The organism is Flavobacterium panici, assembly GCF_024499525.1.
In the GTDB taxonomy this organism is placed as follows: Bacteria; Bacteroidota; Bacteroidia; order Flavobacteriales; family Flavobacteriaceae; genus Flavobacterium; species Flavobacterium panici.
The window spans coordinates 5,567,835-5,585,738 of sequence record NZ_CP100437.1 but is presented as its reverse complement, the minus strand read 5'-3'; the positions used below and the strand labels follow the sequence as shown (position 1 = coordinate 5,585,738).

General features: G+C 34.0%; 15 protein-coding genes and 4 tRNA genes. 11 read left to right on the top strand and 8 right to left on the bottom strand.

Annotation, left to right across the window (positions count from 1 at the left end):
- Nucleotides 1-84: 84 nt before the first annotated feature.
- From NLJ00_RS23300 to NLJ00_RS23280, 5 genes are all read right to left on the bottom strand, one after another.
- Nucleotides 85-480, bottom strand: a complete 396-nt coding sequence (locus NLJ00_RS23300) for a hypothetical protein (RefSeq protein ID WP_256635593.1) — start codon at nt 478-480, stop codon at nt 85-87.
- Between the two features lie 34 nt (nt 481-514).
- Entirely contained in the window at nt 515-994 is a 480-nt protein-coding gene (locus NLJ00_RS23295) for a hypothetical protein (RefSeq protein WP_256635592.1), read from the bottom strand.
- Complete coding sequence (locus NLJ00_RS23290; protein ID WP_256635591.1) at nt 984-1,925, bottom strand: hypothetical protein; 942 nt, start codon at nt 1,923-1,925, stop codon at nt 984-986. Before NLJ00_RS23290 ends, NLJ00_RS23295 begins: the two co-directional genes overlap by 11 nt.
- A gap of 2 nt (nt 1,926-1,927) precedes the next feature.
- Nucleotides 1,928-3,739, bottom strand: a complete 1,812-nt coding sequence (locus tag NLJ00_RS23285) for a type VI secretion system Vgr family protein (RefSeq protein ID WP_256635590.1) — start codon at nt 3,737-3,739, stop codon at nt 1,928-1,930.
- 251 nt (nt 3,740-3,990) lie between these two features.
- Nucleotides 3,991-4,395, bottom strand: coding sequence for a helix-turn-helix domain-containing protein (locus NLJ00_RS23280; protein WP_213256636.1), 405 nt, complete (start codon nt 4,393-4,395; stop codon nt 3,991-3,993).
- Between the two features lie 158 nt (nt 4,396-4,553).
- On the opposite strand from NLJ00_RS23280, the gene NLJ00_RS23275 reads away from it, so the two are divergent.
- The 10 genes from NLJ00_RS23275 to NLJ00_RS23230 all read left to right on the top strand — a co-directional run bounded on the left by NLJ00_RS23275 (nt 4,554) and on the right by NLJ00_RS23230 (nt 10,860).
- On the top strand, nt 4,554-4,700 hold the full coding sequence (locus tag NLJ00_RS23275) for a hypothetical protein (RefSeq protein WP_256635589.1): 147 nt from the start codon (nt 4,554-4,556) through the stop codon (nt 4,698-4,700).
- Nucleotides 4,701-5,513: 813 nt separating this feature from the next.
- Nucleotides 5,514-5,586, top strand: a tRNA-Asn gene (locus tag NLJ00_RS23270).
- Between the two features lie 21 nt (nt 5,587-5,607).
- Nucleotides 5,608-5,680, top strand: a tRNA-Asp gene (locus NLJ00_RS23265).
- A gap of 289 nt (nt 5,681-5,969) precedes the next feature.
- Nucleotides 5,970-6,053: transfer RNA gene (locus NLJ00_RS23260), tRNA-Tyr, on the top strand.
- Nucleotides 6,054-6,218: 165 nt separating this feature from the next.
- Nucleotides 6,219-6,292, top strand: a tRNA-Leu gene (locus tag NLJ00_RS23255).
- Nucleotides 6,293-6,501: 209 nt separating this feature from the next.
- Complete coding sequence (locus NLJ00_RS23250; protein WP_256635588.1) at nt 6,502-7,026, top strand: 3'-5' exonuclease; 525 nt, start codon at nt 6,502-6,504, stop codon at nt 7,024-7,026.
- Nucleotides 7,027-7,039: 13 nt separating this feature from the next.
- The gene (locus NLJ00_RS23245) at nt 7,040-7,825 is read left to right on the top strand and encodes an ATP-grasp domain-containing protein (RefSeq protein WP_256635587.1); all 786 of its coding nucleotides are present in this window, start codon (nt 7,040-7,042) and stop codon (nt 7,823-7,825) included.
- A 67-nt stretch (nt 7,826-7,892) separates the two neighbouring features.
- Nucleotides 7,893-8,282 carry a hypothetical protein gene (locus NLJ00_RS23240; RefSeq protein ID WP_143055958.1) on the top strand — a complete coding sequence of 130 codons (390 nt, stop codon included), beginning with the start codon at nt 7,893-7,895 and terminating at the stop codon, nt 8,280-8,282.
- A gap of 757 nt (nt 8,283-9,039) precedes the next feature.
- Nucleotides 9,040-10,137 carry a slipin family protein gene (locus NLJ00_RS23235; RefSeq protein ID WP_256635586.1) on the top strand — a complete coding sequence of 366 codons (1,098 nt, stop codon included), beginning with the start codon at nt 9,040-9,042 and terminating at the stop codon, nt 10,135-10,137.
- Nucleotides 10,138-10,314: 177 nt separating this feature from the next.
- Nucleotides 10,315-10,860 (top strand): 3'-5' exonuclease, encoded by a 546-nt coding sequence (locus NLJ00_RS23230; protein ID WP_256635585.1) that lies wholly within the window; start codon nt 10,315-10,317, stop codon nt 10,858-10,860.
- 150 nt (nt 10,861-11,010) lie between these two features.
- On the opposite strand, the gene NLJ00_RS23225 is transcribed toward NLJ00_RS23230, so the two are convergent.
- Nucleotides 11,011-12,789 (bottom strand): AMP-dependent synthetase/ligase, encoded by a 1,779-nt coding sequence (locus NLJ00_RS23225; protein ID WP_256635584.1) that lies wholly within the window; start codon nt 12,787-12,789, stop codon nt 11,011-11,013.
- A 178-nt stretch (nt 12,790-12,967) separates the two neighbouring features.
- Entirely contained in the window at nt 12,968-13,399 is a 432-nt protein-coding gene (locus NLJ00_RS23220) for a hypothetical protein (RefSeq protein ID WP_053471762.1), read from the bottom strand.
- Between the two features lie 247 nt (nt 13,400-13,646).
- On the opposite strand from NLJ00_RS23220, the gene NLJ00_RS23215 reads away from it, so the two are divergent.
- Nucleotides 13,647-13,931 (top strand): hypothetical protein, encoded by a 285-nt coding sequence (locus NLJ00_RS23215; protein WP_053471761.1) that lies wholly within the window; start codon nt 13,647-13,649, stop codon nt 13,929-13,931.
- A 227-nt stretch (nt 13,932-14,158) separates the two neighbouring features.
- On the opposite strand, the gene purL is transcribed toward NLJ00_RS23215, so the two are convergent.
- Nucleotides 14,159-17,812, bottom strand: a complete 3,654-nt coding sequence (gene purL, locus NLJ00_RS23210; RefSeq protein WP_256635583.1) for a phosphoribosylformylglycinamidine synthase — start codon at nt 17,810-17,812, stop codon at nt 14,159-14,161.
- Nucleotides 17,813-17,904: the final 92 nt, after the last annotated feature.

The window sequence follows — 17,904 nt, the reverse complement described above, 5'->3', positions numbered from 1 at the left end:
TTACTATATACTTGTTTAAATGGTCGACGTTTAGTATGTTCACGAGCAAGACGCTCAAGCCAGCATGGGAAGTTGTCTCTTATATCATTTACTATCCTTTAATACCTTTTTTACAAAATTATTCAGTTCTTTTGATTCATAAAAATCAAAACAATTACAAAAAATAATGTTTTTATCTCCCGTTTCAAAGTGTAAATTATTTTGAAGAGAATAGTATAATCCTGTTACATTAATCGTAAAATCTATTATTTTAGTTTTCAATATATCATCTTCTATGAAATTTCCATTTACAGAGATTTGTACTCCCGAAGCATCTTTATAATTTTTATAAAAGGTTGAATCAATTTTTTGATAATTATAAATTATGCACTTATTAAACGCATATTTTTTTACGTCTACTACTTTGTTCTGCGAAATTGTTTTACTATAAATTAATAGTAGAATTAATAAATATATGCCTTGTTTTATTTTAGTTCCCATAATTTTATTTCATCCGTTTGTACAAATTTTTTGATTAGTTTGCTAATTTTAAAAAAGCATTTTTTTTATTTAATTTATTTATAGGTAGTTTTTTAAATTGTATCACTTGGTTGTTTTTGTTAAGTTTAAATAAATAATAGTGTTTGTATTTATAAGAAAATCGAGAGGGTTCGGAAACTTGAGAGACGACAAATAAATATTTATAATTATTATAATCCACATTATAAAAATCCATTCCTTGTTGATCTAATAACTCATTAATTTCAAATAATCTGGTATTTATTTTAAATGAATCGTGATAATTACTATAATCTGCTTGATCTCTAATGTGCTCAATACTAAAAGAACAATTAATACAGCTGTATATCAGCAAATTTGAAATATCATCAGGAGTGTATAACATAAAATTTGCTTTGGGAATATTTTTAAAAATGAGATCTTCTTTATTTTGAGAAAATGAAAATTGTAACACAAAAATGATTATCCAAATACATTTTATATATTTATTGCCCATTGCTTCCTGTTGCTATTTTAAATTTTTCCGAAACCTTCATAAAAGTTGTGCCTGATAAATTTCCTTTTGAGTTTTTACCACTATAGGCGGCTGTACTTTCCCATTTATAATCCCATTTTCCTCTTAGGGTAGGAGCTTTTCCATTTTTATATTTAATATAATGCTCTCCAGAAACGGCATTATCTCCTAACTTAAATAAATCATGATCACAATCTATAAAAATTAGTCCCTCATTCCATTTTTCAAATTTACTCCCAATATCATTACCTGCCCAGTGTGTACCTTTATTCGAGTAATCTTTACCTCCCATTAGCGCATTAATTCCTCCTGCAAGCGCCGTTTGCATAAAGGTGTTATTTCTTTTTTCATTAATAGCTTTTTTAAATTTGTCAAACATAATATTGCCGTCAGTTGCAGCGTAAGCTAAGGTTTTTTTACTTCCCAATCTTCCATAATTTACCATTGCATTAGCAATAGCATAAACTTCATTTTTAATTTCAACTCCATTACCCACAGAGCTTTCAGCGTAAGCAATTCCAACAAATTTTATAAATTCATCGTTTGTGATTTTTGCATCATTTTCCTTCAACAATTGTGTTCCATTATATGTTACAAAATCATCTCCATTTTTATCTTTTTGAGTAGATTTTCCATCGCATATATAAACATCTTCCACACTTCCTTGAAAATCAGGCTCATTTATTTTTCCCTCAAAAGTTCCATCTTTATTATAAAAGTGTCCATTTACATAAACTATTCGATCTTCAAGTAAAAAAGTTGGAGCTTCAATGGGATCTCCGTAAGAATGACTTTCTGCTGTTTCATTAATAAAACCACCTGCATTAAAAGTAATATTTCCCTGTGAATACATATAGTGATTCCCTTTTGTGTATATTGTGGTTGTTCCTTGAACAATTCTTATTCTGCTCATAATTAATTCTGTCTGGTTTGTTCTCCACTGTTGTTTTGTATCTCTTTTTGGGCATTTTTATTCAAGTCACCTTCGGTGTAATGATTTAATCCTTGCTTACTATTATCATGTCTGTCTTTTTCTGTTGTTGATTCAAAATTCCCCTTAATATGCTCAGAATATTTACCATTTATAATGGCATTAAAATCTCCAGTTACACCAAGGCTTTTTAGACCGCCGACACTTTCGCTATGATTTACTCCAATATTGTCTGTTTTATTAAGTCCAACATTTGTATTCATATTTTGGCCAGCATTTATATTAATATTTTCCCCAGCATTTAGTGTTATATTTTTAGGGGCATCGCAAGTTATACTGCCTTTCCCGTCCATAAAATATTTGTTACTACTCGGATCTTCAATTAAAACACTACCATCTGCATCATTCATAATAATTTTTATTCCAGAGCGTGTGTGTATTGCTTTAATGTCATTTTTTGGTGTATAATATCCCGAAGATTTCTGCCCGTTATAATGTGCACCCATAACATAAGGATTTTGAGCATTGCTTCCTTCAAAACCAACTAAGACTTCTTCGCCAATTTCTGGGATAAAATAAAATCCTTTTCCTAATCCGCTGTGAGGTTGTATCATTCTAATCCACTGACTAGACTTACTGCCCGCTCCCCAAAAGAATTCAACTCTTACACGTCCCAAACCTTTGGGATCGTTATTGTCTTTTATTTTTGCGGGTTGTGTTTCTGCTTTTGCAAAAACATGAACATCAGTATAATTAGGAGCTGCGACGTCGGCAGGAATGGCTTTGAACTCACAAGTATAATTTCCGTGTACTTCTGAGTGATGTATAGCTTCTATACAAACTAGATTATGTTCTACGGTTTGATTTATAACCGTAAAGGTTTGTCCTAATCCTAAAGGAAAATAGGATATTCCGCTATAGTACACACTATTTGCATCGTTTCCTGCAGTCTGCAGTTCGACCATTTCTACTATTTCTTCTTTGTTTTGTGCGTTATTGGTATAAGTTCCCAAGCTAAATTCAGGCTGGGTAACGGTTCCTTGATTATAGCCAACATTAGATGCAAATCCATCTTGACTGCCAACAGAAGTTCGCTCTGATGCATTTCGAATATTTACCTCATTATTATAATCGTAACCTCCTAACGAAATTCTCTGCGCAGTCATATTGACTTCAATCTTAAAATTATGCATTGATGCTCCGTTAATGAGTTTTATTTTAGATGCTTTAGTCTGCCCAAACTGCATGCGCATTCCATCAAAATAAAACCATTGTCCGTATCGGGAAGCCAGCCTTTTTAGAAAATTAAAATTAGATTCATTATACTGTGCCATATAATTGAATTCTTTCATATAGGTTGACCGGATAGCTTCTCTCTGATAAAACTCGGTTGGTCCTTCTGATAGAATATCTAAAACAATATCATCCATTCCTCTTTCCAGATATGTTCTTGATTTTGGTCTGTCATCTAAAACTATAGTATGACTTATCCCGCTTACGTGCAGGTTTACAGCACTTCCATTTAAATCGACCGAAGTTAATTTGTTTATGATACCTTTGCTCATAAGCTTGATTCCAGTTAAACTTTTGAAGGTGAAAATAACTTCGTTTCCATTATAACTTCTTATTGCTTTGGCCTGATCTACTGGGTTTATAACTGCTTTTCCTGTATATTGCCAAACAAATGAAAAATGATGGTGATCTGCCATTTTTTGCGAAAGCTTTAAATCATAATAAATAATGTTTTGAGTAAAACCTCCAATTGTAATATATACTTGGTCTGAAAAATGCGACATATGTTTTGATATGTATTTTGGTTAGTTTATAAAGTTTGATCTTAATATATTTTTAGATAGCTTCTAAAAGGTATTTAAGTATTAGAATAAGTTTTTTTAATTAAGCTCATGAGTTATGCAAAAGAAAAACGGCTGTCTCTTTATGATACAGCCGTTTTTCTTTGCAAAAACAATTTTCAATTAAAATAAAAGCGCAAACCCTTTTAAAAAGTTTGCGCTTTTCCAATTTAATATAAAAGAAAAAGAAAACCCTATTTCCCTTTCATCAATTTTTCTAAATATTCAACTTTATCTTTTTCAGCCTGAACCAAACGCTCATAAAGTTCCACAACTTTATCAAGAGGATTGAAAGTGCAAGCATTATGATTAGTGTTTCCATTTCCCTGACCATTATTAGCACTATTATCGTAAAAATTATTAAAGAAATTAAAAACAGATTCTTCTGTAAAATTTTCAATAGCTTCTACCGTCACGCCAAGTGCTTTTGCAATTTGTACCAATTTTTCGAAATCAACAGTTTCGCTGGTTTCAATGCTGGAAATAGTCTGCTGGCTTGTGCCAATGGCATCCGCAAGTGCTCCTTGTTTCATTCCGCGAAGCTCTCTTATTCGGCTGATATTTCGGCCAATATTTCTGGGTCTGGTTTCTGTGCTCATAATTCAAAGATATTTAAAATTTTTGACAAAAATAACTGTCCGTAAAATACAAGATCGATTTGATATTTTACGGCTTTAGATATTTTTCAATTAGTAAATATATTCTTTTTCTTACTTTTGTAAAACTTCAATTTGGGAATTTTTAAAAATAATTTGTCATGAACTATAAAATAACATTCAAAGAACGATCTAAAATAGGTATGGAACAACTGGCTAAACAGAAACCCGTTACTATAGAACAAGCAAGAGCGCAGGCAGAACGCATAAGTCAGGCAAGCAAATCGAAAGAAAAGAAACAGCGATAATAAAAATTAACAAGAGAATTATATAAATAGAAAAAAACTTCTACATTTGCACCCGTAATAAAAAAACAAAAAATACAGATGATACTTTCAGTAAGACAATATTTTGATCACTTAGCAGGAAATCTTCCGGCTAAAATATCAGGATGTATCATGTATTTTTATGAAATTGAAATGTAAATTTTAGAGTTCAACTCAACATAAAATATAAAGGCGTCCTTATTTCGGGGCGCTTTTTTTGTTTTTAGGCACTTCGATTTCGTTTAAAAAGCACTTCGACTTCGCTCAGTGTGACAAAAAAATGTTTCGACTTCGCTCAACATGACAAGAAAAATGATAAAAAAGAAACCATAACTAAAAATAATTAAAAAAATAATTGACCAAATGTTTAATGCATAATCTAAATAGCGAAATATAATCTTGAAAAGTAATCTGATGAGAGACAGTCATTTGATACAAAAAGGAATCTGCACCAGTATGCGGACAAGGATTTCTATGTTTTAATTTTAAATATAACTATTTGATAATCAATAAAATAATTTTAAAAATGATTTGGATAATTGATTTTTTCGACTTTATCTTTGCCGAAGAAAATCTGAAAACAGAAATTCAAATATCAACAACAATTTCAAAATATAATACAACATATAAAATGGCTTTACATATCAACATATATAACACACAACTGCTAGACCCGAGATTCGATCTTGGACGTTTAACAATACAGGTGCATCAATACAGGCAATAGGATAGTTATATCATATTGAATTTATAAAGCACCTTTAACCGAGTGCTTTTTTTATGCCCAAAAATTATGATTTCGTAGCTCAATTGGCAGAGCGCTTGACTGTTAATCAATAGGTTGAAGGTTCGATTCCTTCCGAAATCGCACTGTTCTCTAGAAGGAACTGGCTCATTGGGGTTACTGGCTAACCTTCCCGACTGTCTCTCGGGAGAAACGGGTTCGACTCCCGTATGGGCCGCGAGTTTGCCGCAAAGGCACTAAGGCGCAAAGGTTTTTGTTTCACGCAGATTGAACAGGTTTACTTAAAGTAAAAACTTTGCGACTCTGCGACTTTGCGAGAGATTGACAAAGTATTGTAAAAAGAGCTGGCGAGCAATTTTATCGCAAAGTCGCCAAGACGCTAAGAAAAATAAACTTAGTGCCTTCGTGGCAAAATAAAAATAACTGGGAAGATAACGGTGGTTGTTTACCCGCCTTGGACGCGGGAGGTCGCAGGTTCTCCCGATAGCTATCGGGACCAGACAAATGGAAATACGCTAAAGTTGGAGAGTTAGGTCGGTCTGTAAAACCGTTGTCTTTTGACTGAGTAGGTTCGAATCCTACTATTTCCACAAATTGAGCAGATGTACTTAAAGTAAAAACTTTGCGACTCTGCGACTTTGCGAGAGATTGACAAAGTATTGTAAAAAGAGCTGGCGAGCAATTTTCTCGCAAAGTCGCAAAGACGCTAAGAAAATAACCTTTGTGTCTTTGTGCCTTAGCGGCAGAAAAAAAATGCAGGAATGGCGCAATTGGTAGACGCGGCTGACTTAGAATCAGTTTTTTGAGAGTTCGAGTCTCTCTTCCTGTACTATAGCCACAAAGGCGCAAAGACGCAAAGTTTTTGTTTCACGCAGATTGAGCAGATTTACTTAAAGTAAAAACTTTGCGACTCTGCGACTTTGCGAGAGATTGACAAACTATTGTAAAAAGAGCTGGCGAGTAATCGGGAAATTGTGTATTTATTTAAAAGTAATAATTAAGAATTTAGAAATCATGGTGTTATATGATAAAATTATAGTGATTGATATTGAAGCAACTTGCTGGGAATCTAAGGAGGAAACACTCTTAAATCAGAGAGAAATTATCGAGATAGGAGTATGTAAGTTAATATTATCGTCGGGAAAAATTGAAGATAAACAAAGTTTTTATATCAAACCAGAAGTTTCTCAAGTTTCTTCTTTTTGTCACCAATTAACTGGAATTACAAATGAAAAACTACAGATAGAAGGAACTTCACTTGAGAAAGCATTGAAGAAAATTAATTCCAAATATTCGGCAAAGTATAGAACATTTGCCGGTTATGGCGATTTTGATAAAGAAATATTAGAACAAGAATGTAAATCAAAAGCAATTGAAAACCCATTTAGAAATGACTATTTGAATATAAAGACACTTTTTAATTTAGTTTACCTTCAGGAAAAACCTAAAGGATTATTGAAAGAGCTAGAGTTAATAGGAGAATCTTTTGAAGGAGAGAATCATAATGGAGCGGATGATGCTTACAATGCAGCCAAATTGCTGTATAAAATTTTAAAGAAATAAAAAATTAAAAACGATGAAACAAAAATACAACCGAATAGCCCTTGTTGGAATTGAACAGGAAGAATATGACATTATAAAAGCCCAGTATTCAGGACATATTATCTGGCATCAGTCTATACCTAAAATTGTGGTTAAGGATGAGGTTTTGTATATGGAAAAATCGATTGGAGTTGGAATGTTGCCTGTAGATAAAGTCGTCTATTACGGAATTTACGACAATGATTTTGATTTTATTACGGGTCTTGCGATCTGGAATGGCGATTGTTATCCAAAGGCTTCAGCAATGCTCGACTGCCGTTTCAAAATTCCTTGTCTGGTAAAAGCATTGTCTCTTTCAAGATTCAGTGCCCCACGCGGATTTATAAGTGCAGGCGCTTCTGTTAACACAACCGGAGATACCATTGCAAAATGGGGAAACTGGCATTGTGGTGAAAACAAACATCGCTTTACAGGAGAATGGGAAAGCGAATTTACCGCAATCATAGAACCTTATTTTGAAGGTGATGCCGTTCGTATTATGATGATTGGCGATACCTATTGGAAGATAAAACTAGAAGGTGACGATTGGTTAAAATCTATTCATCCTGATAATGCCAATTTTATGCCTGTTGATCAGGATTTGTTAGAAGACACGCTTTATATCAAGAATGTTTTGCAAATGGACATGATAGGAAATGATTACATCGTTGCAAAAGACGGTTCTAAATATTTATTAGAAGTCAATCATATTCCCAATATAACCCGATTTGAAGAGGTTAGACAAGTCTATTTATCGACTGTAATAGAATGGATTAACTAAAATTTTTGCACTGCGCAAAATTACTGCGCAGTGTAATTTGAATATTTGTTCAAGAAAAATAATGGTTATGAAAACGATTAGAATTTATTGTAAAAAATGTAAAGAACAGCTAACTCAAAATTTAGTTGAAACAGAATCAAAACATTTAAGATTTGAAGATGGAACTAGAGCAATTAATTCAGGTAAATTTTCAATTTATGAAAACGAGAATAATGTTAAAGAAGTTATTGTTGCTATTGAGGATTATGAATTAAGAAATCATAAAGATTTGAGAAGATTTACAGGATGTTGTGGAAGTTCTGGAACGGATGGAATGAATAAGACTTGTAAAAATGGTCATGAAGTAGCAACAGAAGTTTCAGATTGCTGGACACCGCATTATATAAATTTCGATTTAAACAATATTATTATAAAAGAAGTTATAGATGATTATAATCTTAGAATAATGAAATTTTAAAAATATCAAACAAGCCCAGTTGCGTGTTTCTGTATAGCACCATTGTAGGGAACTTTCCGCGAAAGCGAATTATGTTTTTCTATGCAGCTTGGTTTGGAGGTTTTGGGTGGTTTTCCAAAAAATTATCCGTCACTCTATGTGTCATGGGTTCGACTCCCATTCGCAGCAATGCGATAGCTCAGTTCGGTAGAGCAATAGAAATTTGCAGGTTCGAATCCTGTACTGATACGCTCAGTTTGACAATGGTAGTCACGCGGGTCTCAAAAACCTGTTGAAAAGAGACCATCACTCTTAAAAAGATGCTCATAAGAAAAACTAATTTGTCTTTGTCAGTGAAACTAGGATTTTCTCCCGAGGCTTCGGGACTGAAATTTCACACTCATGATAAAGCCAGTGCGAAAAGCAATGTTTTTTGAAATACTTGTTTTCTTCTCGATTTGATTGTTTAGATGATTTGGGGATCGTCTCTGCAAAATACAATCGAAAACAATTCGGGTAAACAAATAACAAACTCTTCATCCGTTTTTTTCGGAGGAGAAAGGCAAAGAGGTTTTTTTATTTAGAAAGAGAGATTAGAAGCAAGATTATAGAAGCAAGAGAATAGAGTAAAGAACATAGAATAAAGAATATAGAACAAAGATTTTCGACTGTTCTACAACTTGAAACTTGAAACAAAAAATAAAATTATAGAACAAAGATTTCCGACTGTTTCACAACTTGAAACTTGAAACAAAGAAAACTTGAAACAAAAAATATTATGATAAAAAGAATTAAAATCGAAGCATACCAAGTGGGTTTGCTTTTCGAAAACAGAAAATTAATTAAAGTATTAGAAGAAGGTTTACACTGGACTTTTGGAAACAAAAATGTGATGATCTATGATATGAATGCCATTTTTCACGCTCCTTTTGAATTGAACATCTTATTGCAAAATGAAGTTTTGGCTTCAATGCTTGAAGTTGTTGAGGTTGCCGATAACGAAATTGTTTTGCATTTCGTAAACGGAAACTTTAAAGGAACGCTGACTCCGGGAAGACATCCTTTCTGGAAAGGAATTGTGAAAAACGAATTCAAAAAAGCAGATCTTTCTAAAATTGAAATCACAGAGAATGTTCCAGTAAACTTATTAGAACATAATCAATTGAAATACTTTGTTAGAAAATTTATTGTAGCAAGCAACGACAAAGCTTTGTTGTTTGTGAATGGAACTTTCGTTAAAGAATTAAAATCCGGAACACATTACTTTTGGAATAACTCCATTACAATCGAAGTTAAAACGATTGATATGAGACAACAACAAGTAGAAATTTCAGGACAGGAATTATTGACCAAAGATAAAGCAGGATTAAGAATCAACTTTTTTGTGAGATACCAAGTTGTGAATATCATGAAAGCTTTGGTAGATAATAAAGATTTTGAAAAGCAATTGTATGTCGCCATGCAATTGGCTTTAAGAGCTTTTGTAGGCGGATTGACTTTAGACGAATTATTGGCTAAAAAAGATACCATTGCCGAAGCTATATTGGCTGAAGTAACAACTAAAATAGAAGATTTAGGTTTAACGATTTCTGATGCCGGAATTCGTGACGTAATCTTGCCTGGAGATATGAAAGAGATCATGAACCAGGTTTTGGTTGCTGAGAAAAAAGCACAGGCCAACAGTATTATGCGAAGAGAAGAAACCGCTTCAACAAGAAGTTTATTGAACACAGCAAAGCTGATGGAAGAAAACGAAATGTTGTGGAAATTGAAAGAGATGGAATACGTTGAAAAAATCGCCGATAAAATTGGAGAAATCACAATTTCAGGAAGCGGAAACGTAATTGGTCAATTGAAGGAAATCTTCGTGAAATAAAGAAAAGAGATTTATAAACACATAGAAACATAGATTTTGTTCTTCAAAAAAGAGAATGAAGAGAAATATATTTCTTTCACATAGCAACTATGTGAATTTAAAATAGTGAAACGTCTTTATGAGGTATAAAACAACTATGATTCTATGTGTTTAATTAATTACAAAAAATTAGAAAAAATGAAAACTACAGATAAAATTATTATCATTGATTTAGAAGCCACATGTTGGCAGGGCTCGGTCCCGCAAGGCCAGCAAAATGAAATTATCGAAATCGGATTAGCCGTTTTAGATTCAGAAACCGGACAAATTACTAAGAACAAAGGTATTTTGATAAAACCGCAGCGTTCGCACGTAAGTCCGTTTTGTACCGAATTGACAACCATAACTCAGGATTTACTGGATAAAAACGGAGTAAGTTTTGAAGATGCCATTAACGAGTTAATCGACGAGTATAATCCCGATTTATATACGTGGGCAAGTTACGGTCAGTACGACCTGAATATGCTTAAAAAACAATGTAAATCGTTTGGTATTTCATACCCAATGGGTGACGAGCATATTAATGTAAAAGAACATTTTGCCGAAAAGTTTGGCCTGCAAAGGTCAACCGGAATGAATGGGGCTTTACAAATGCTGAATATTCCGCTAGAAGGAACACATCACCGCGGAATTGACGATGCTAAAAACATCGCGAAGATTTTGCATTGGTGCCTTAAAAATTAGAATTTAATTTGTTAATAGCAGTTATCTAAAGGATAGCAGATAACTGTGCAAAGAAACTGCAAATATATATTGTTTGCAGTTTTTGTTTTTTAGATATTAAAAAAGGCTGTCTTATTAAGACAGCCTTTTTCTTTGGTTAAATTATTTTGATTAATTGTGATTATAGATTTTAGCGTAAAGATCTTTATAGATTTCTTTAATGATTTTACGTTTTAATTTTAGAGTAGGAGTAAGCTGTCCGCCATCAATAGACCAAGCATCCGGAGTAAGTTCAAAACGTTTAATTTGTTCCCAATGCCCAAATTTCTTATTGATGCCTTCTACTTCTTCATCAATACGTTTGATAACATCTGGATTTTCGCTGATTTCTTTATCTGAGTTTCCTACAGTAATTTTATGGATTTTAGCCCATTCTTTTACAAACTCAAAGTTTGGCTGAATAAAAGCTGCCGGCATTTTTTCACCTTCACCAATAACCATAATCTGCTCGATAAAACGAGATTGTTTCATAGCATTTTCGATCATTTGCGGTGCAATATATTTACCTCCGGATGTTTTGAACATTTCTTTTTTACGATCCGTAATTTTTAAGAAACCTTCGCTGTCAATTTCGCCAATATCTCCCGTGTGGAAATATCCGTCTTGTAAAGCTTCGGCTGTTTTTTCAGGATCTTTAAAATAACCCAACATTACGTTTGGTCCTTTACAAAGAATTTCTCCGTCTTGTGCAATTTTTACTTCAATATTACGGATTGGTTTTCCAACAGTTCCAATTTTAAAACCTTTGTTTCTTTGGTCGTTAACGGCAATTACCGGAGAAGTTTCAGATAATCCGTAACCTTCCATAACCGGAATTTCTGCAGCAGCAAAAACTCTAGTTAAACGCGGCTGTAAAGCAGCACTTCCGGAAACCATTAAATCTAAATTTCCACCCAAACCTTCTTTCCATTTACTGAAAATAAGTTTGCGGGCAATTTTTAATTGAAACTCATACCAAAAGCCATTTGCTCCGTATGGTTCGTATTTTAAACCTAAATCAATAGCCCAGAAAAACAATTTTTTCTTGATGCCGGTTAATTCAGTTCCTTTTGCATAAATTTTATCGTAAACTTTCTCTAAAAGTCTCGGAACAGCCGTAATAACGGTCGGACGAACTTCTTTTAAGTTATCACTGATTTTATCAATCGATTCTCCAAAATAAACCGAAACACCATAATATTGATAAATGTATAAAATCATTCTCTCAAAAATATGGCAGATTGGCAAGAAGCTCAAAGCTGAACTTTTTCCCGGATCAAACGGAATTCTTGGCGCGCTGTCTAAAACATTAGAAACAATATTGTTGTGCGAAAGCATAACACCTTTTGGTTTTCCTGTAGTTCCGGATGTATAAATAATAGTAGCTAAATCATCCGTTTTAATGCTGTCTTTTCTGGCTTCAACTTCACTTTGATTGCTTTCGTCTTCTCCGGCTAATAATAAATCAGACCAGTGTTTGCAGCCCGGAATTTCATTAAAAGAATAAACCTCTTTTAAAGTAGGAACGTTAGCTCTAATGGCTTGTACTTTTTGATATACTTCATCATCAGAGACAAAGCAATAAATACTTCCGCTATGGTTTAAAATATATTCGTAATCTTCCTCAGCAATAGTTGGATAAATAGGAACATTTTGCGCACCAGTCTGCAAAATACCAATATCCATCACATTCCATTCGGTTCTGTTATTTGAAGTAATTAAGGCAATTTTATCGTCTTTTTGAACGCCCATACGCAATAATGCTCTCGAAACGGCATTAGCTTTTGCAATATATTCTGCGCTGGATGTTTTTTCCCAGACTCCGTTTTTTTTAGTTGCAAGTGCAACCGGAAGGTTATAAGTTTCTTGTTGATAATAGGGAAAATCAAAAAGTCGTGTGATTGAAACCATGTTTAATATATTGAATTTTACTGCAAATTAAATAAAAATAAGGTACGATTTTTTATTTTATGGAATTTTATGGGAAAATTTATAGACACTATTAAAAATTTACGAAAACGTTTTCTTTTTTACAGCGAATATTCCCAAAAACCAAGAAAAATTTAATTTGCGAGGATGTTTTAAAAGACTATTGTACGTTATAATCTTCGTATTCTTTTACTCTTTCACCCATTAAGAACATTTTTTTCTTAACAAAATGAATCGAGAATTGAGAATAGAACCATTCGTTGCCTTCAACGGGTCTGTACCAAAATGTATAGGACTTACTGTTGAAACCTTCTTTAAAAATAGGAGTTCCATCTTCATTACATTCAATTCCCCAATTGATCTTTTGCTTGCTTAAATCTTCGGCCTGAATAGTACCTGTTCCATCAGGATTTAAAACTGTAATTGGCTGTTTTAAGCCAATAGGAGCATAAGTTCCCTGAACAGGATAACCAATTGTGGTCGTGATATAACGCTCTTTTGAATTGTGGGTAATTACATTTACTTCAGCTTGTGAGTATGATTTTGAGGCAGCAAAAAATAACGTAATAAGTAATAAATGTACGGCTTTCATTTGTATGAAGGTTTAAAAGTGTTTTTTGGCGTTTATAAAAATCAGCGGCTAATTTTTATGTAGCGAATATAACTTAAATTTTGATTAAAACAGAAGAATTTGATTTAACTAAAAAATACCGTGTTTTTCCCCTTTTAAAAACAGTAGATTACCTTGTTAATTTAGATTAGGCTTATTCTATTTTTATCCCGTTCAATGCGGAAGCCGAAAAGCACATAGAGTAGGCACTAATCAACCAAAAATAATTATGGAAACTGCCTTCTATTTAGCAATGGGCTGGTGCGGTACCAAATATCCAGGCTGGTGGAAACGCTTTTGGAGAAGCCCTCCGCCGCCTCCGGATCCGGAACCCTGGTGGACTATTGCATTAATTGGAATCGGACTGGTTGCGGGAGCAGCCGGCGGCTTATTCTTTAGTAATGCAATTGCAGAAAATCAATTTTTTGCAGGTCAAAATGCAGTCGCTTCAGGGCTATTTGCATTTGGGACAGCCAATGTCATAACCGGAATTGCATCAGCATTTAAAGACTAAAAAAAATGCCTCGATTTAGGGATAGCGTCGGGGTATTTTTATTTTATTTAAAGGCTAAAACATTTTAAGATTATATAAAAATCGCCAAGAATCATTTTTTTTTATAGCCACAAATTAAAAGGATTTAAATGATTTCTTTATGCAGAAAAAATCTGTGCTTATCTGTTTAATCTGTGTCAAAAAAAAACGCCCGATAAAATTCGGGCGCTTTAATAAAAATATATTTTTTAGATTTTCTCAATCCATTTTCTGGCATTAACAAAAGCTTCATGCCAAGGCGAAACCTCGTCATTTCTGTCTTTTGGATAATGTGCCCAGTTCCATTGGAAAGTAGAACGCTCAATGTGAGGCATCATAACCAAATGTCTTCCTGTTTTATCACACATCATTGCTGTGTTGTAATCAGAACCATTAGGGTTTGCAGGATAACCTTCGTAAGCATATTTAGAAACAATGTTGTATTGATCTTCAGAATAAGGCAATTTAAATTTACCTTCTCCGTGAGAAACCCAAACTCCTAAAGTACTTCCAGCCAAAGTCGATAACATAACAGAATTGTTTTCCTGAACTTTTACAGAAGTAAAAATACTTTCGTGTTTGTTACTTTCATTATGAAGCATTTTTCCGTGAACTTCGTGCTCTGGATTAATTACTTCCAATTCCATAAACAACTGGCATCCGTTACAGATTCCCACAGATAAAGTATCTTCTCTTTTGAAGAATTTATCCAATGCTGTTTTTGCTTTTTCGTTGTATAAGAAAGCTCCCGCCCAACCTTTAGCAGAACCTAAAACATCTGAATTAGAGAATCCTCCAACAGCCCCGATAAACTGAATGTCTTCAAGCGTTTCACGACCAGAAATTAAATCGGTCATGTGAACGTCTTTTACATCAAATCCAGCTAAGTACATAGCATTTGCCATTTCACGCTCAGAATTACTTCCTTTTTCACGAATAATAGCAGCCTTAGGTCTTGGTTTAGAATTGTCGATTTCTGGTTTCTTTCCTGTAAAGTGTGCAGGGAAAGTATAATTTAAAACCTGATTTTTATAGTTTTCGAAACGTGCCTGAGCTCTTCCGTTTTTAGATTGTTTTTGATCTAATAAATACGAAGTTTCAAACCAAACGTCTCTGTACTCTGCAATATCCAAATTATAAATTCCAAATTCCAAACTTGCTTTGCTTTGAACTGTACCTAATTTGAAGAATTCGATATTGTTTGCGTTTAATTTAGCTTCAACAGCTGCGTCAGATTTAGCTTGGAAAACAATTCCGATGTTTTCTGCGAAAAGGATTTTCAACAAATCTTTTTCCGCGAAAGCGCTGAAATCAATTTTTGCTCCAAGGTTTACGTCAGCAAAACACAATTCTAATAAAGTTGTAATTAAACCACCGCTTCCGATATCGTGACCCGCTAAAATTTGGCTTTCGCCGATTAATTCCTGGATTGTATTAAAAGCATTTTTGAAGAAAGAAGCATCTTTAATAGTAGAAGTTTCGTTTCCGATTGTGTTTCTAATTTGTGCAAAAGAGGAACCTCCAAGTTTGAAATCATCTTGGGACAAATTGATATAATAAATAGAATCTCCGTTTTTCTGTAAAACTGGTTCCACTACTTTTCTAATATCTGTACAGTTTCCTCCAGCCGAAATAATAACCGTTCCCGGTGCAATTACTTCGTCATTTGGATATTTTTGTTTCATCGAAAGTGAATCTTTTCCTGTCGGAATATTGATTCCCAATTCGATTGCAAATTCAGAACAACCTTCAACAGCAGCGTATAAACGAGCGTCTTCACCTTCGTTTTTACATGCCCACATCCAGTTTGCAGATAATGAAATACCTTTTAAACCATCTTTAATTGGCGCCCAGATAATGTTTGATAACGATTCTGCAATAGCATTTCTGCTTCCTGCAACCGGATCAATCAAAGCCGCAATAGGAGCGTGGCCAATAGAAGTTGCAATTCCTTCTTTACCTAAATAATCCAGAGCCATAACCCCAACATTATTTAAAGGCAATTGTAAAGGTCCTGCATTTTGCTGCTTAGCTACTTTTCCTCCAACACAACGGTCAACTTTGTTAGTTAACCAGTCTTTTGAAGCAACAGCTTCTAAACGTAAAACGTCTTTTAAGTATGATTCGAAATCTGCTTTGTCGTATGCAACAGCAGCATATTTTCTATCGATAGTTTTATCAGTCATAACCGTTTTTGGAGAACTTCCGAAGAAATCTTCTAAAGCATAATCCATCGGTTTTGAACCATTTGATTTTGATTCGAAAGTAAAACGGTGATCTCCCGTTACATCTCCAACCTGATACATTGGCGAACGCTCTCTGTCAGCAATTCTTTGTAAGGTATCAATATCTTTTTGACCAATAACCAATCCCATTCTTTCCTGAGATTCGTTACCAATAATTTCTTTTGCAGAAAGTGTTGGATCTCCAACTGGCAATTTGTCTAAATCGATTAATCCTCCAGTTTCTTCAACCAATTCAGAAAGACAGTTTAAATGTCCTCCAGCTCCGTGATCGTGAATAGAAACAATTGGGTTATTGTCGCTTTCTACTAAACCACGAATCGCATTTGCAGCACGTTTTTGCATTTCAGGATTTGAACGCTGAATCGCATTTAATTCGATTCCTGAACCAAAAGCTCCGGTATCTGCAGAAGAAACTGCAGCACCACCCATTCCGATTCTATAATTTTCTCCACCAAGAATTACGATTTTATCACCTTCTTGTGGTTTCTTTTTAATTGATTGATCTAATTTTCCGTATCCAATTCCACCCGCTTGCATGATTACTTTATCGTAACCAATTTTACGATCGTTTTCTGAATGTTCGAAAGTTAAAACAGAACCTGTAATTAACGGCTGTCCAAATTTATTTCCGAAATCAGAAGCTCCGTTAGAAGCTTTGATCAAAATATCCATTGGCGTTTGGTACAACCATTTTCTTTCTTCAAGAGCGTTTTCCCATTTTCTGTCATCGTTTAAACGAGAGTATGATGTCATATAAACTGCAGTTCCTGCTAATGGCAAAGAACCTTGTCCTCCGGCTAAACGGTCACGAATTTCTCCTCCAGAACCTGTTGCAGCTCCGTTGAAAGGCTCAACTGTTGTTGGGAAATTATGTGTTTCGGCTTTTAAAGAGATAACCGAATCAAATTCTTTTATTTCGTAAAAATCAGGTTTGTCTGCTGATTTTGGTGCAAATTGCTGCACTTTTGGTCCTTTTACAAAAGCAACGTTGTCTTTGTAAGCAGAAACAATATCGTTAGGATTTTCCTGAGATGTTTTTTTGATTAATTTGAAAAGAGAAGTTTCTTTTTCTTCACCGTCAATAACAAATGTTCCGTTGAAGATTTTGTGACGGCAGTGCTCTGAATTGGCTTGAGAGAAAGCAAAAATTTCAGAATCAGTTAACTTTCTTCCTAATTTTACAGCAAGATTATCTAAATAATCTACTTCTTCCTGGCTTAAAGCTAAACCTTCTACTTTATTGTAAGCAGCAATATCATCAATTTCCAGAATTGGTTCCGGCTGAATGTTGATAGTGAAAATTTCCTGATCTAATTCATTGAATTTTTGGAAAAGCATCGGATCAAAATCAGTAAAATTTTCCGTTGCCGGATGAAATTCTTCAATTCTGATAATGCCCGGAACACCCATGTTTTGAGTGATTTCTACAGCATTTGTACTCCAAGGTGTGATCATAGTGGCGCGGGGACCAACAAAAAAACCCGTCAGTGCGGATTTTTCGATCTTATTCGAGTCGGCAAAAAGCCAGTTTAATTTTGAAATGTCTTGAGCTGAAATTTCGTTTTGCGTTTGTACGGCAAAAACAGTTTTGCTTTGGTTTTCAAAGAAATGGATCATTGTGATGTGTAGTTTGTTGTATTGAGCTGCAAATTTAGTGTAAATAAATAGTAAGCACAAATTTGATAACAAACTCTTTTAAAAAAGATGGG

Bases quoted from the DNA above. Each gene is read 5' to 3' on its own strand.
- NLJ00_RS23225 (WP_256635584.1), bottom strand. From the start codon at position 12,789: ATGGTTTCAATCACACGACTTTTTGATTTTCCCTATTATCAACAAGAA.
- NLJ00_RS23295 (WP_256635592.1), bottom strand. From the start codon at position 994: ATGGGCAATAAATATATAAAATGTATTTGGATAATCATTTTTGTGTTA.
- NLJ00_RS23290 (WP_256635591.1), bottom strand. From the start codon at position 1,925: ATGAGCAGAATAAGAATTGTTCAAGGAACAACCACAATATACACAAAA.
- NLJ00_RS23275 (WP_256635589.1), top strand. From the start codon at position 4,554: ATGAACTATAAAATAACATTCAAAGAACGATCTAAAATAGGTATGGAA.
- NLJ00_RS23235 (WP_256635586.1), top strand. From the start codon at position 9,040: ATGATAAAAAGAATTAAAATCGAAGCATACCAAGTGGGTTTGCTTTTC.
- NLJ00_RS23220 (WP_053471762.1), bottom strand. From the start codon at position 13,399: ATGAAAGCCGTACATTTATTACTTATTACGTTATTTTTTGCTGCCTCA.
- NLJ00_RS23245 (WP_256635587.1), top strand. From the start codon at position 7,040: ATGAAACAAAAATACAACCGAATAGCCCTTGTTGGAATTGAACAGGAA.
- NLJ00_RS23300 (WP_256635593.1), bottom strand. From the start codon at position 480: ATGGGAACTAAAATAAAACAAGGCATATATTTATTAATTCTACTATTA.
- NLJ00_RS23285 (WP_256635590.1), bottom strand. From the start codon at position 3,739: ATGTCGCATTTTTCAGACCAAGTATATATTACAATTGGAGGTTTTACT.
- NLJ00_RS23215 (WP_053471761.1), top strand. From the start codon at position 13,647: ATGGAAACTGCCTTCTATTTAGCAATGGGCTGGTGCGGTACCAAATAT.
- NLJ00_RS23230 (WP_256635585.1), top strand. From the start codon at position 10,315: ATGAAAACTACAGATAAAATTATTATCATTGATTTAGAAGCCACATGT.
- purL (WP_256635583.1), bottom strand. From the start codon at position 17,812: ATGATCCATTTCTTTGAAAACCAAAGCAAAACTGTTTTTGCCGTACAA.
- NLJ00_RS23240 (WP_143055958.1), top strand. From the start codon at position 7,893: ATGAAAACGATTAGAATTTATTGTAAAAAATGTAAAGAACAGCTAACT.
- NLJ00_RS23280 (WP_213256636.1), bottom strand. From the start codon at position 4,395: ATGAGCACAGAAACCAGACCCAGAAATATTGGCCGAAATATCAGCCGA.